A 13303-nucleotide genomic window follows, 5' to 3' on the forward strand; every position below is an offset into this window, starting at 1 on the left:
GACAGGGGCTTGACAAAAGCCCCTGTTCGCATGTCGAAACCGGTGGAAGCGACTCGCTTTATGCGCTTGCCCGGGAAATGCACAAATACGGATAAAGCAAAATTAAGCCCGCCATATACAATACTAGCATGGCATATAACGGCAGCAAATGAATAAAGTCGGTATAACCAATATGCATGTGCACGCTAAAGCCGGCGGCAAAGCCGGGGATGCCTCCCCATAAATACATACGCCACAGCCAGGCCCGCCCCTCTTGAATCCCCCACAAGGCAGCTGCCAATATGGCCAAGGCGTCGGAAAACAACGCGCCTCCGAACCCTGCCCGGTCATGCGCAATAACAGGAATAAGCCGCTCATTTATCTGATTAATCTCTTGTGGACTTAATCCTAGAAAGGCAAGATCCTCCGGCACGAACACTCCGGTAATACCAACAGTGGAGATGACCAATCCCCCGATACAAAAGCCGAAGCCAATGATAACAAAGCACAGCTGCCCCCATTGGGCGCATTTCCATGCCGACGTATTCCGCAGATTGGGTCGGCCGTCTAAGGCGCGATCCCCTTTTCCAAAAAGAGAGATCAAGAAAAAAGGCAGGAGGCCGCCCGACAAAACCGCATGCATTTGATCAAAGTAACCGTAACCGATATACAGAAAAAAGCTGCCGAAGCCGGCAATCGCCGAAACCGTTACGGCTGTTTTGGCCCAATGCAGCTCATGCTTCATTCCGTACTTGCCCAAATGATAATAGAGAATGCCAATGGAAATCATCGTACCGGCAAGCGTAATACGGTCATGCGAGATAAACGCGGCCAGCCTTGGATACACGGCCCGGATCTGATCGACGCTCATTCCAAGGAAAGCTTCGTCGTATGGCAGAAGCACCGATGTGGCGGCAACGAGCCACGCCAGCACACCGCCGATCACCATCCCTGCTCCCAGCAGGCACATCCAGCCCCAGTAGCGCCAAAACGGCGCACTCACCCTTCGCTCATCTTCCGGAAGCTTCTCATAAAGAATTGCTTCATTGATACGCTTCGGAAGTCCGGGGCCGGAGTATACCATGCCGCTGTTCAGCATAAAATGGGTCGCTCCGCAGGCGGCAAGCTCCAGCGCGTCGGCCGGCTCATGAACTCCGCCGGAAACGATCAGCGCTTTCCCGCCGGGCACAAGCCCTTCAAGCCGCTGCAGCATCTGCTTTGACCGGACAAGATTGCCCCGTCCGGTGACATCCCCTTCCGCGGTACGAACGCTGCTGCCGACGACGATGCCATCGAACCGCTCCAGCAAGCTTCGCGCTGGCGGTTCCGACCTGCCGACTGCTGTCCCGCCCCCCTGCAGAAGACGAATGACATCCTCACCCGCTGCTTCCAGAGGAATTTTTATGAGCAGCGCACATTCGGGAAACCGCTTCTTTAACGTGGAAGCAACGCTATATAAACCTTCAAAAGGAATGCTTTCGTTATGAATTCCCAAACGATACCAATCAAGCACAAAGCCCGAAGCAAGCCCCGCCAGCTTCCCGGCCGCCTCCAGCAGCTGCCCAGCCGTTTCCTCCTCCCCGCTCCCAGGCATCGCGCGAATCCATAGAAAGCGGGGTACGGCCGCTTTGCGGCTCGACAGCCTGCGAACCGTCGCCTCCAGCCCCTCATTCGTGACGAGGCTGGGAAACACAACGGCCTGCTCCTCAGGGAGAAGGCTCACCTCGCCTTGGGCGCGGATCGGTTGGGGCGTCACCGGCCCGACCTCGATAAAGCCGCTGCCGATTTGGCCCAGTCCCTCTTCCGCAGCGCCTGACGGGTCGACCTCGCCGCCGATCCCCACGGGGAAGCGAACGTCAATCGGTCCAATCCGGCTGTGCAGCAGCGGGGAAAGCTCCATATGCCCCATCGTCCGGATGACAAACGAGCCGAACGGAAGCCGCCCCAGCGTTCCGAACGCTTTCAGCGTTACTTCTCGGGCTTTGCTCGCCGGCATTCGGAACAGCAGCGGACGAAAGAGGGTCTGATACGACCAATCAGGCATGGTTCAATTGAGCCTTGGCCGCCTCCACCAGCGAATCAAAGGCTGCGTCGTCTTCATCCAAGTATTCCTCCACGGCTTCAATCAGCTCCTCGCTGCCCGATTCCTTCGAAAAGCGCAGGCCGTAGCTCCAGCTTTTGCCGTTCGTGCTGTGAAACGTCGCTTCATACGGCAGCGGATGGCCTTCCACCGTAAATTCAACCAGTCCGACGTAACCATCTTCAGCGGAATGCTTCATCGATGCGTTCGTAATCTGTATGTTCATGATATCCCCTCCTTTACTTCTACTCTTCTTTATACCACATCCTGCCAACGAAAATACAGAAAACCCTTATGCGGCACAAGGCCGTATAAGGGTTCCCTACTCAAGAGATTTCCATTACATTGTTAAGCAGGTTATATTTTCAGAGCAAGACGCATGAGGCTTAAATTAAGCGACCTACAACGTCACACCGTTTTTGAAAATCGCGATTTCGCGGTATCCATTTTCCTCGTTTTTCGTAAAACCGCGCCCGGAAGCAAGGTCCAGCAGCTGGTTCATCAGCCGATCCGCCGTCGCATCCATCGTTTCACCTTCAAGCAGCACCCCTGCATTGAAGTCGATCCAACGCGATTTCCGGCCCGCTAAATCGCTGTTCGTCGAAATTTTCACCGTCGGCACCGGAGCACCAAGAGGGGTTCCTCTACCCGTTGTAAACAAAACCATATGAGCGCCTGCAGCCGTCAGTGCCGTTACCGCCACAATATCGTTGCCCGGCCCTTGCAGCAGGTTCAAGCCCGTTTTCTGTGCTCTTCCGCCATACGGAAGCACATCTGTAACCTCGCTTGTGCCGCCCTTCTGGGTGCAGCCAAGCGATTTCTCTTCTAAGGTCGTGATGCCGCCATTTTTATTGCCGGGCGACGGATTTTCGTAAATCACTTGACCGTGACGCACATAATATTGCTTAAAGTCATTAATCAAGTTCACCGTCTTATCAAAAACATCTCGGCTTGCACAGCGTTCCATCAAAATCGTTTCTGCGCCGAACATTTCAGGAACCTCAGTTAAAATCGCAGTACCTCCTGCATTCGTTAACCGGTCGGCAATAGCGCCGACAAGCGGGTTCGCAGTAATGCCGGAGAAAGCGTCCGATCCGCCGCATTTCAAGCCGATCCGCAGCTTTTCTGCCGGACAAGGCGTACGGCGGTACGTGCGGGCATGCTCGATCAGCTCATTCAACAGCTCAAGCCCCGCCTCGATTTCATCGTCCGCCTCTTGCGTACTCAAAAACTTAATCCGGTTCGGGTCGTATTCGCCCAAAACCTTCTTAAACTCCGGGATGTTGTTATTCTCACATCCTAGGCCGAGCACAAGGACGCCTGCCGCGTTCGGATGGCGGGCCAGCCCAGCCAGAATAAGCTGGGTCATCTGGTGGTCATCTCCCAGCTGCGAGCAGCCATACGGATGAGGGAATGTAAACACTCCGCCGAAGGAGTCTGCCGTACCCACAACGCCGGTGAATCCGTTTATACGGTTCGCTTCTTTGGCAAGAATCTCCGCCGTTTTGTTGACGCAGCCTACCGTATTTATGATCCAAACCTCGTTGCGGATACCCACCTCCCCGTTTTCACGCTCGTAGCCGAGGAAGGTCGGCAGCTGATCTGCCTTCTGCTGTTGAAGACGATCTGCACCGTCGGTTGTTTGGACATAAGTGTATTCCAGCTCTCCTTCAAGCCCAGTGTGCATGTTATGCGTATGCACCCACTGCCCGGCAGCGATATCCGTTTTCGCCAGCCCGATCGAATACCCGTATTTCATTACATTATTCCCGGCGGCGATGTCCTGCAGTGCAATTTTATGCCCTTTCGGAATGCGCTGGTCGGTGATTAGCTGCAGCACCCCGAATCCAAGTCGTGTTCCCGGCTCCAAATCGTGCAGCGCAACCGCTACGTTATCCTTCTCATTCAGTCTCATGATCCGGTCTGTTCTCACCATGCTGCTCCCTCCTAGCTGCGGCGCGAAGCGCCTTTTGCATTCCTTGCTCATTGATAAACAATAGATGTCTGGCAATCGCTTCTTCCAAGCCTTCAATCCGGGTTAAATTCTCGCCCCAGAACGCTTCATTCTGAAGCACGCGAGCCGCCAGCACTTGCGCGCTTTGCGCGGTCCCATCAAACTTAGCCCAAGCTTCGGCAAACCATGCAAGAATTGCAGCGTCATCCTGAATCGCATATACTTCACCATTGCGCAGCCCCTGATACCGGCCATTCGCCTGCGTTCCACGGTAGAAGGCGATTAAAGCAGCAAGCGAAAACGTCAACACCCTTGGAAGCTTTCCGAATCGGCGAACATAATCCTCGATAGAAGGAAGTACTCTCGCTTTAAACTTGGATACCGAGTTTAACGAAATGCTGAGCAGCTCGTGACGGATGAACGGATTGCCGAACCGTTCTAATACCTCTTCCGCATATTCATGCATCGCTTCTTCCGGCATGCCCGAGGCAGGAATAATTTCGTCAAAAATTCCTTTATTCATATATAGAGAAATGGATTCGTCTTCAACACATTCCCGAACCGTATCTACACCGGCCAAATAAGCCGCTAATGCCGTCATCGTATGAGCACCGTTCAAGATCCGCACCTTACGTGAGCGGAAAGGGGTCATATCTTCAGTCCATACAACCTGCAATCCGGCTTCGTCTGCTGGGAACAGAGCTTTCAAGGGTCCCGCCCCTTCAATTACCCAAAGGTGGAACAGCTCGGATGTATTCAGCAGCTTGTCTTCATATCCAAGCCGTGCCGCCAGCTCGTCCACTTCCGCCTTCGGATATCCGGTTACGATGCGGTCCACCAGGGTGCAGCAGAACCGGTTGGCGCGCTTCAACCAATCGATAAATTCCGCTTCCAGGCCCCATGCCGCCGCGTGACGGAGCACTGCATCCAGCAGCTTCTCACCGTTTCGGTCAATCAGCTCGCAAGGAAGGATAAGGAGTCCCTTGCTCATATCACCATGAAATGCTTGATACCTGCGGTACAGGAAGGCGGTTAGTTTTCCGGGAAAGGTATGCTGAGGACGATCCTCCAAGCGGTCCTCCTCCCGATACACAATTCCGGATTCCGTTGTATTGGAGACGACTACGGACAACTGCGGCTCCTTGGCAAGAGCAATGTATGCGTCATAATCCGTGTATGGATTCACACCAACACGGATCGAACGAATCTTCTCGATCTCCTCCGTTACCGCGCCCGCGCGCAAGCCTCTCATCATCAATGTATATTGTCCGTTTTGCTCATTTAAGACGTTAACCATACCCTGTTCAATCGGTTGAACGACGGCGATGCTGCCGTTAAACAGCCCCTGTTCATTCATTCGATTTACCATCCAGTCAACGAACCCCCGCAAAAAATTGCCTTCTCCGAATTGCAGCATTTTTACCGGAAGCTCCGTGTTTGGACCCGGAAAAGCTTCGCACACGTTCACATTTGTGTTCATGGCCCATCTCCCTCTCTTTTTTCTGATTTCATCATACTCGACGCTGCCAAAAATCTTTGTGAGAATCGTCACAAAGTATAAACTTCTGTTTTTTGTTGCTCTTGGAGTAATGATGATGTAGGATGAGAGGTACGAAAAACGTAGGCCGAGGTGTATAAAATGAGTGTCCATGAGGCGATTTCCGAGCATTCCCGTAAGCAGCACGAGCATTTGCAGCGATTCCTTGAGCTCGACGCTCTTCGCGAGCAAGCCATCCAGCTTGCCGTTGCAGATTGCTTGGCCGGAAAGCCGTTTACTGTAGAAGCAATTAATGAAACGACGCGCCGGATTAACGATCATGCCCATCACGGCATTTCGCCGACGAGAGTATATGTAACGGAGCAAATGGTCCGCGACTATGCGGAACAGCTAAACAAGGGCTGACCTTCCCAATCCCGGAGGACAGCCCTTTGGCTTTTAATAAGGTTCGTTTTGCGGAAAATAATTCGGAGTTACGATGCGGTTGTCGTATCCGCTATGAAAAATCGGCGTTGCTGCAGGAGACATTGGCGGAATCAGCCAGGTCCAGTCGCCGGTAACCTCGCGGCCCTGCTCCCTCTCCAGCTGTTCAAATCGGGCGAACTGCTCGGCAGCGGTATGGTGATCGACAATACTGACCCCCGCTTCCTTATAGGAATGAAGAACGGCGGCATTCAGCTCGACCAGCGCGCGGTCTTTCCATAATGAGGTGTTGCTCTCCGTGTTCAGCCCCATTCTTTGTGCGATCTCCGGCAGCAGGTTGTATCTCTCGGTATCGGCCAAGTTTCTTGCGCCAATTTCGGTTCCCATATACCAGCCGTTAAAAGGCGCCGCTGTATATCGAATGCCACCGATTTCCAGCAGCATATCCGATATGATAGGGACGGCGTACCACTTCACTCCCAGCTCGGAAAACCACTCCAATTCCGAGTGCCGGATCGGCACCTCTTTAATGAGATTGGTCGGAAGCTCCGCCCAAACCGGTTCCTCCCCGCATGCTTGTACGACTAAAGGGAGCACGTCAAAAGCCGTTCCGTCTCCCTTCCAGCCAAGTGAGTGACAAACCGACGTAAAAGCGGCTGATACCGGGTCTCCGATGAAGCGAATTGTTCGGCCGGCTGCGTCTTTTCTTGGATAGCCGGCGTAACGGATCAGCTGCCGGTTCCATATTCGGAACGCCCCCTCGCTGCTTTCCTGCGGAAAGATCGTGATGGCAGGCCGGATCCTGCCACCATTCGTCGCAAAGCGGATATGCTCCAAGCATGCCTCAAGCATGCCTTGCCCGGTGCGAACGCCCCGTGCGTCAAGCACATGCAGCGAGCTCCAAAACAGCCTCCCGATGCAGCGGTTGCTGTTGCGCCAAGCCATTCTCGCGCCATGAGCCAATTCTTCCGGAGTATGCTCATAGCTGCCCGTTGCGTCGATTTGCTCAAAGATTTGCCGGAGCCTTCCTTCCGTTTCTTCCGGCTTTCCGAGCTCGTTATAACAGATAGCGATAAATTGTTCTGCTTCTTGAACCAGTTCGTTTGCTGTCCTAAGCTTCATCTGCAAGCACCTCTCCCATCATTATATCGGTTCCCACTTGGGATATAAAATGACGGTCGCATGAACTTTTGGTATGCTAGGGATACTCTATAAATAAAGGTTGTGATTACCGATGGGCGTTCGCTTCGGAAGAGAGTACGCTGACATTATCGTCGATTTTACCGCAGCACTGCAGGAAATTGGCGATTCGTATACATTTTTTGAAATGGAAGCAGAGGACTGGGCGGAGCTGGGCCAGGAGGAAAAGCAGGAAATGCTGCGTACGCTTGCGGATGACCTGTTTTTCGGATTAGGCTCAGAGCCCTCCATTCCCGTCGGTTCAGGCGAGGTGAAGCATGACGCTTCCCGGCATGTACTGCAGGTAATCACCGAACACAAAATCGTGCATGTGGTCCGGCTCGTGTAAACGGAGCTGACGATCACACATAAAGAAAAGAGGAAAACGAAGAGCATGAGTACAGCCTTTGAAGCATTGGGATTACGAAAAACGATTAGCGACGCTTTGCACGCCGAAGGGATTACGAAGCCTACTCCTGTACAGGCAAGATCGATCCCCCTCCTGCTGAGCGGGAAGGATTTGATTGCCCAAGCCCAAACGGGTACCGGTAAAACGTATGCGTTTTTGCTGCCGATGCTGGAGCAAATCGATACGAACCGCCAAGAGGTACAGGCGCTGATCCTGACGCCGACGCGCGAGCTCGCACTGCAAATTACGAGCTACGCCAAGGCGATGGCGCCGACTGTCGGCGCAAGTGTACTGCCGGTATATGGCGGGCAGGATGTGGATGCGCAGGTGCGCAAGCTGAAGGGCGGACAGCCTCAACTGATCATTGCAACACCGGGACGTCTGCTTGATCATCTGCATCGCGGAACGGTACGGCTTTCCCGCGTCAGCATGCTGGTGCTGGACGAAGCCGATCAAATGCTGCATATGGGCTTCCTGAACGAGGTCGAAGAAATTTTGTCTCGGCTGCCGGAAGACCGCCAGTCAATGCTGTTCTCCGCGACGATGCCGGTAAATGTGCGAAAGCTCGCTTCGCGTTATATGAAAAATCCGGAAAATGTCAAAATTGAAGCCGAGCAGGTCACGGTCAAAGACATTAAGCAAATTGTCGTCGAAACGACGGACCGCAACAAGCAAAAAACCTTAGTTGACTTATTACATACGTACCAGCCTTATTTGGCTGTGCTGTTCTGCCGTACGAAGGTTCGTGCGAAAAAGCTTACCGAGGAGCTGCAGGAGCTCGGCCTTAGTGTGGACGAGCTTCACGGGGATTTGTCACAAGCGAAACGCGAAGCGGTCATGAAGCGGTTCCGCGAGGCGAAGCTGCAGTTTCTCGTGGCGACGGACGTAGCCGCACGCGGGATCGATGTCGAAGGGGTCACGCATGTGTTCAACTATGACATCCCGCATGACGCGGAAAGCTACATTCACCGCATCGGCCGGACCGGACGCGCCGGGCAAAAGGGGATGGCGATTACGCTCGCTACGCCGCGCGATCGCATGTACCTCAATTTGATTGAAAAAGGCATTGACCAAAAGATCGAGCTGTACGTCGATGATGAAATCGGCGGGCTGCAGCGCAAGGCTCCCTCCGGCCGTAAGGAAGGCGCGCGCCGCGAGCGTGACGGCGATGGCCGTCGCGGCGGATCGCAGCAGCGCGGTGGCGGTGCGCGCGGCGAGAAGCTCGGCCGCTCGGGCGGACGCGAGCGCCGCGGCGCTGGGCGCGGCGAGGCCGACTTTGGCGCGGCGAGCGGCGGCAAGAGCTTTGGCGCGGACCGCCGGGGCGGCGGCAAGCGCGATGGCGCTGGGCGCGGCGGGGCCGAGTTCGGTGCCGCGAGCGGCGGCAAGAGCTTTGGCGCGGACCGCCGGGGCGGCGGCAAGCGCGATGGCGCTGGGCGCGGCGGGGCCGAGTTCGGTGCCGCGAGCGGCGGCAAGAGCTTTGGCGCGGACCGCCGGGGCGGCGGCAAGCGCGATGGCGCAGCGCCGCAGAGCCCGTTCGGCGCTGCGCGGATGAAGGCCGCCGCTGCGCCTGGCGCAGGCGGCGGACGCGGCGGCGAGAGCCGCTTCGGCGCATCGCGCGGCGGCGGGGCCGGTGGCGGCACGGCAAAAAAGCCCGCCTTCGCCGGAGCGAAGGGGGCTGGCCGAGGCGGCTCCTCCCGCGGCGGCGGCAAGCCGGGCGGCCGGGGTGCCGGCCGGGGCCGTTAATTTACGGCGACACCCCACGCAGCTCCTGAAGCATCCGGTTCATATCGTCCGGAAGCGGAGCGCGTACGGTCAGCCTCTCGCCGGTCCACGGATGATGCCAGACAAGCTTTTCTCCATGAAGCGCTTGTCTGGATATCATTTGACGGCCTCCGCCGTACATTCCATCTCCGGCGAGCGGATGCCCGATATGCGATAAATGCACACGAATTTGATGCGTCCGTCCGGTTTCCAATTGGAGCCGGACGAGCGTATAATTATCAAACCTCTCCAGCACTTCATACCTCGTTAATGCCGGTTCGCCGGTTTCACTCACTCTTCGCCGTGTCGGATGATGCCTGTCCTGTCCGATCGGCAAATCAATTACTCCTTTATCCTGAGCAATCCGCCCTTCCGCAACCGCGATATAAATCCGTTCAATCTGCTTCGACCGCATCGCCTCATCAAAAACATAATGAGCGAGCTCGTTTTTGGCATAAAGCACCGGTCCGGTCGTTTCTTTATCCAATCTGTGAATATGACGAATGCGAATCCGCTGTCCTGACATTTCGTAGTACGACGCAACGCCATGCGCAAGCGTGCCGCGCTGTCCGTGAACGCTCGGGTGAACCTCGTAGCCGGCCGGCTTATTGACGACGAGCGAGAAATCATCCTCATACAAAATGTTAAGTTCCATCCAGTCCGGCGGAAACTCCGGCTGCTCCTCGCGGAACAGCTTTAAGCGAAGCTGCTTGCCCTGCTTATCAACGCCTTTGGCCGCCATCAGCTTCCCGGCAATTTTCGCCGGAAGCGGCAGCTGCTTCAGGAGTTGATTGACCGGCACGCCGGCCAGCTGATCCGGCAGGCGCAGCTCCAGCCATTCGCCTTTGCGTCTGCCTCCCCGCGCAAGCGCGGCAAGGACAGGCTGCTCCGGCGCACGCCCCCCTGCGGCCGGGCGACCCTGCCCGCCGCGTCCCGCGCTCCGGCTAGCGTCCGCTCCGCGCCCATGCGCGGCACCGGCGCCTCCACGGCGGCCACCCGTGCCGCCGTTACCGCCAAAAGCGGCCCCTCCCGGCGCAGCATCGCCGCGCTTTCGGCCGCCTCGTGTATCCTCTCGGCCGCCGCCGCCCGTTCGTCCGGCCGCTCCAGCACCGGCGCGCTGCCGTCCTCCTTTGTCCGCGTCATAGCGGTCCGCCGAGCGCTTCCCTTCCGGCTTCGAAACCGGCGCTCCGCCGCGCCTCCCCGCCGGCTTGCCATATTCCACAAGCCCCGGTTTTCCACTCGGCCCTGCTCCGCGTCCTGTCTCCTCCCGTCTTTTTCCGGAAGCTCGCCCTCCGCCGCCTGATCCGTTCCCGCGATTTGATCTCGTTCCTTGACGTCCTGCCATCGTTATGCACTCCAGTCCAATATGAAGAAAATGTGAACAAGCCATACCTTAAGTTGAACCCCAGGTAGGTTCATGCTATCATTTCGGTTAGTGCAGTATGTATACGCATATTGAAGCTGCAACCAACGGAAAGGATGTACATGACCTATGGGTTTAGTAGATATAACCAATGTGACCGGCACATTTATTGCCGTCAGCATGCTGTTTATACTCGGAATATTCTCGCTTCTCAGCTTCGCCCTCGTTTCCTTCTTCCAGCAAAAAATCCGTAGAGGCTGGCTGAGCATTTTATGGTCTGTGATCGTCGGAATGGTGTTTTATATGGTTATCGCAAATGTGCTTGTGTACGAATTCAAGTAGGCTTGAACCAAACACAAAGACCCGCTAAACGAAGATAAACTCTTTCGTTCAGCCGGGTCTTCTTTTTTTACAGCCCCGTGTTAAAATCCTCTTCCGGAGAATGTCCCTCCAGCGCAAATTCATAGTCCTCGATATCGAAAACCTCAACGGGAATTTCCAGCTCAATCACTTTATCTATAAATTCGACCTGATCCGTTAATACGGGCACCTGCGTGCGCAATGCCGTCAGCACAATTTCCGTTTCTACCGGGTCGAGCTGCTCTCCGTACTGGGCACTCTCTAAGGAATTTACAATCGTAAAGGTTACATCCTCATTAACTGGGATCGGTGGGCTGGTCCGCCAAGGCGCCTGCAGTGCACGCTCCACCTTTTTTTTCGTAAACGGCGCTTCAAAAAATCCGATCAGCTCTCCGATCTTTTCGCGGACAAACTGATCCTCCGCACTGTTCGGCATCACCGGCTCAGCGCCTTCCTTCAATTCATATAGCTCCATAATCGTCGAGTACGGGATGACATATTCCACCGGTCGGCCCGGTACGAGCAGCTGCCCGTAGATCGCCACCAAAACCGCCTCTATGACAAAGCGACGCTGCATCCTCTTTCCCCCATGCTTTCTTTCTAATAGCCGACTTCGACCGCTGCAACCACCACATAAATCAAGTCGTTCTTATCATCCTTGTCGGGCAGAACTACACCGCTCGTGGTCAGCATGCCGCCGTCCGTTATCTCCACTTCAACCTCGCCATATGGAAAAGCAGCCTTGACCTGTTCGATATCCACCAAATGCTTATCGCAAGGCACGGCCAGCTTGACCCGAACCTTCATATTCCGAATTTCATTCCCCGGCAGAACACTGCGAAGACCCGGCATTGAGTTATGGTGAATGGCGTTCTTAACCGCACGGACGGATGCCTTGGTCACATCCTGGCCATGAAGATCCGTACCCATTCCAAGCTGCACAAAAAATAATGTATCCACACGGACAGCCTCCTTATCTTTTGCTTATCTTATCGGTTTCCCTGGAAAAAATCAATCCAGAAAGCGCTCTATATCTGTAAAAAGGCGTTCTGCCTCCTCATCCAGACAAATCATATGGCGGGAACGAGGGTACCAGATCAGCTGCTTTTTCCCTGCAAGCCGTCCGTATATGTAGTTCGCACTGTAAGGGTGTACAATTTGATCCTGTTCACCCTGGACGACTAAGGTCGGAATCCGGATCTGCGGAAATTCCGGCTTCAACTCACGCACCAGCTGTGTAAATTGCAGAACCGCCCGCAGCGGTGTCGCTTGCTTGACGCTAAGCGAGCGCAGATTTCCATCGCGGAATTGCCGTACGGCTTCACGCACAAATCTGCCGGGACTGACATAATACACAGCCGTATTCACCAGCACCAGCCGACGCACAGGAAGCCGGTTGGCGGCGTAAGCGGCGAGCAGGCCTCCCATAGAGAAGCCGATCAAGTCGAATTCTCCATGTTGATCGGCAAGCTCCTTTCCCGCTTCTTCCACACATTGAATCCACTCCGTGCGGTGAACCTTTCGCAGCGCCCGAAGATCCCCTTCATGTCCAGGCAGCGTAACCGATTGACAGCGGTGCCCTTTTTGTCCCAGATAAGACGCGAGCGGATGAAGCTCATAAGGGCCCCCGGTAAAGCCGTGAATCAATAAACAAGCTTTTTGTTCCATTCTCTTCCCAGCCTTCAGCAGCATTTCGATATACCCAGTATAACCCAATTCCTGCCTTTTTTCCGTTCCCAAAATATGATACAGTAATGTGCAAAGCTTTTGCGGGGAGATGAAGCGCTTGACGATGACGACGACCTATTTTGAGCTCTTTAAGAACGCGCAGGACGACCAAAGCCAAGACCAATGCAAAATCAAGCTGGAGCAAACCGGGTATTCCGCGTTTTTTCAATTTATAGAGGATTTTAAGGATTACATCAAGCGTTATGACGACCATCAAATTGGGGAAATAGAGGAGCTTCTCATCAGAGCGAGAAAGCTGTTCCCGGAGCCTAGTCAATACAGCCCTGCTTGGGCGCACATTTGGGATGAATATACAGCGATGACCGGCCACAAAAACCGGGTGCTTTCTCAAATCCCGGCTTCCGATCGTGAGGGCGAATGGCAAATCGTCATGGATAACCCTTATACGAACCAGCAGGTCGCCTGCTATCCAAGCCTTTCCTTTCTGGAAGCCGCATACTTATTCGGATACTTCCGGCCGACCCTGGAAAATAACGAATACATTCGCATGCAAAAGGTAACTCATGCCGTAGTCGAATTCGGCTCGGAGCAAAATCCATAGTTTCACG

Annotated in this window: 14 protein-coding genes; 5 read left to right on the forward strand and 9 right to left on the reverse strand. The window is 54.8% G+C overall.

Going from position 1 to position 13303, the window contains the following annotated elements; genetic code table 11:
* Positions 1 to 58: 58 nt before the first annotated feature.
* The 4 genes from GQS10_RS17340 to GQS10_RS17355 form a co-directional block, all read right to left on the reverse strand.
* Positions 59 to 2023: a dihydroorotate dehydrogenase gene (locus GQS10_RS17340; RefSeq protein ID WP_166244489.1), complete on the reverse strand. Its 1965-nt coding sequence runs from the start codon at positions 2021 to 2023 to the stop codon at positions 59 to 61.
* A complete protein-coding gene (locus GQS10_RS17345; protein ID WP_166244490.1) occupies positions 2016 to 2285 on the reverse strand; it encodes a hypothetical protein in 270 nt (89 codons plus the stop codon). Before GQS10_RS17345 ends, GQS10_RS17340 begins: the two co-directional genes overlap by 8 nt.
* A gap of 174 nt (positions 2286 to 2459) precedes the next feature.
* Positions 2460 to 3995 carry a UxaA family hydrolase gene (locus GQS10_RS17350; protein WP_166244492.1) on the reverse strand — a complete coding sequence of 512 codons (1536 nt, stop codon included), beginning with the start codon at positions 3993 to 3995 and terminating at the stop codon, positions 2460 to 2462.
* Positions 3961 to 5493 (reverse strand): tagaturonate reductase, encoded by a 1533-nt coding sequence (locus tag GQS10_RS17355; RefSeq protein WP_166244494.1) that lies wholly within the window; start codon positions 5491 to 5493, stop codon positions 3961 to 3963. The genes GQS10_RS17350 and GQS10_RS17355 overlap by 35 nt, the downstream gene beginning before the upstream one ends.
* 159 nt (positions 5494 to 5652) lie before the next feature.
* Between GQS10_RS17355 and GQS10_RS17360 the strand changes: the two genes are divergently transcribed.
* Positions 5653 to 5916: a YpbS family protein gene (locus GQS10_RS17360; protein ID WP_166244511.1), complete on the forward strand. Its 264-nt coding sequence runs from the start codon at positions 5653 to 5655 to the stop codon at positions 5914 to 5916.
* A 33-nt stretch (positions 5917 to 5949) separates the two neighbouring features.
* Here the strand turns inward: GQS10_RS17360 and GQS10_RS17365 are convergent, their stop codons facing one another.
* Positions 5950 to 7056: a nitric oxide synthase oxygenase gene (locus GQS10_RS17365; RefSeq protein WP_166244513.1), complete on the reverse strand. Its 1107-nt coding sequence runs from the start codon at positions 7054 to 7056 to the stop codon at positions 5950 to 5952.
* A 112-nt stretch (positions 7057 to 7168) separates the two neighbouring features.
* Here GQS10_RS17365 and GQS10_RS17370 point away from each other — a divergent pair, with 112 nt between their 5' ends.
* Positions 7169 to 7462 (forward strand): hypothetical protein, encoded by a 294-nt coding sequence (locus GQS10_RS17370; protein WP_166244515.1) that lies wholly within the window; start codon positions 7169 to 7171, stop codon positions 7460 to 7462.
* A 45-nt stretch (positions 7463 to 7507) separates the two neighbouring features.
* The gene (locus GQS10_RS17375; RefSeq protein ID WP_166244517.1) at positions 7508 to 9265 is read left to right on the forward strand and encodes a DEAD/DEAH box helicase; all 1758 of its coding nucleotides are present in this window, start codon (positions 7508 to 7510) and stop codon (positions 9263 to 9265) included.
* Position 9266: 1 nt separating this feature from the next.
* Here the strand turns inward: GQS10_RS17375 and GQS10_RS17380 are convergent, their stop codons facing one another.
* On the reverse strand, positions 9267 to 10628 hold the full coding sequence (locus GQS10_RS17380; RefSeq protein WP_166244519.1) for an RluA family pseudouridine synthase: 1362 nt from the start codon (positions 10626 to 10628) through the stop codon (positions 9267 to 9269).
* A 147-nt stretch (positions 10629 to 10775) separates the two neighbouring features.
* On the opposite strand from GQS10_RS17380, the gene GQS10_RS17385 reads away from it, so the two are divergent.
* On the forward strand, positions 10776 to 10988 hold the full coding sequence (locus GQS10_RS17385) for a hypothetical protein (RefSeq protein ID WP_166244521.1): 213 nt from the start codon (positions 10776 to 10778) through the stop codon (positions 10986 to 10988).
* 67 nt (positions 10989 to 11055) lie between these two features.
* On the opposite strand, the gene GQS10_RS17390 is transcribed toward GQS10_RS17385, so the two are convergent.
* Genes GQS10_RS17390 through GQS10_RS17400 form a run of 3 tightly spaced genes read right to left on the reverse strand, consistent with a single transcriptional unit; the run spans position 11056 to position 12674 of the window.
* Entirely contained in the window at positions 11056 to 11583 is a 528-nt protein-coding gene (locus GQS10_RS17390) for an ADP-heptose synthase (RefSeq protein ID WP_166244523.1), read from the reverse strand.
* A gap of 23 nt (positions 11584 to 11606) precedes the next feature.
* Positions 11607 to 11966 carry a Lin0512 family protein gene (locus GQS10_RS17395; RefSeq protein ID WP_166244524.1) on the reverse strand — a complete coding sequence of 120 codons (360 nt, stop codon included), beginning with the start codon at positions 11964 to 11966 and terminating at the stop codon, positions 11607 to 11609.
* 51 nt (positions 11967 to 12017) lie between these two features.
* Positions 12018 to 12674, reverse strand: a complete 657-nt coding sequence (locus GQS10_RS17400; RefSeq protein ID WP_243735233.1) for an alpha/beta hydrolase — start codon at positions 12672 to 12674, stop codon at positions 12018 to 12020.
* A gap of 118 nt (positions 12675 to 12792) precedes the next feature.
* Between GQS10_RS17400 and GQS10_RS17405 the strand changes: the two genes are divergently transcribed.
* Positions 12793 to 13296 (forward strand): hypothetical protein, encoded by a 504-nt coding sequence (locus GQS10_RS17405; protein WP_166244526.1) that lies wholly within the window; start codon positions 12793 to 12795, stop codon positions 13294 to 13296.
* Positions 13297 to 13303: the final 7 nt, after the last annotated feature.

This window comes from Paenibacillus turpanensis (assembly GCF_011421635.1).
Taxonomy (GTDB): Bacteria; Bacillota; Bacilli; order Paenibacillales; family YIM-B00363; genus Paenibacillus_AK; species Paenibacillus_AK turpanensis.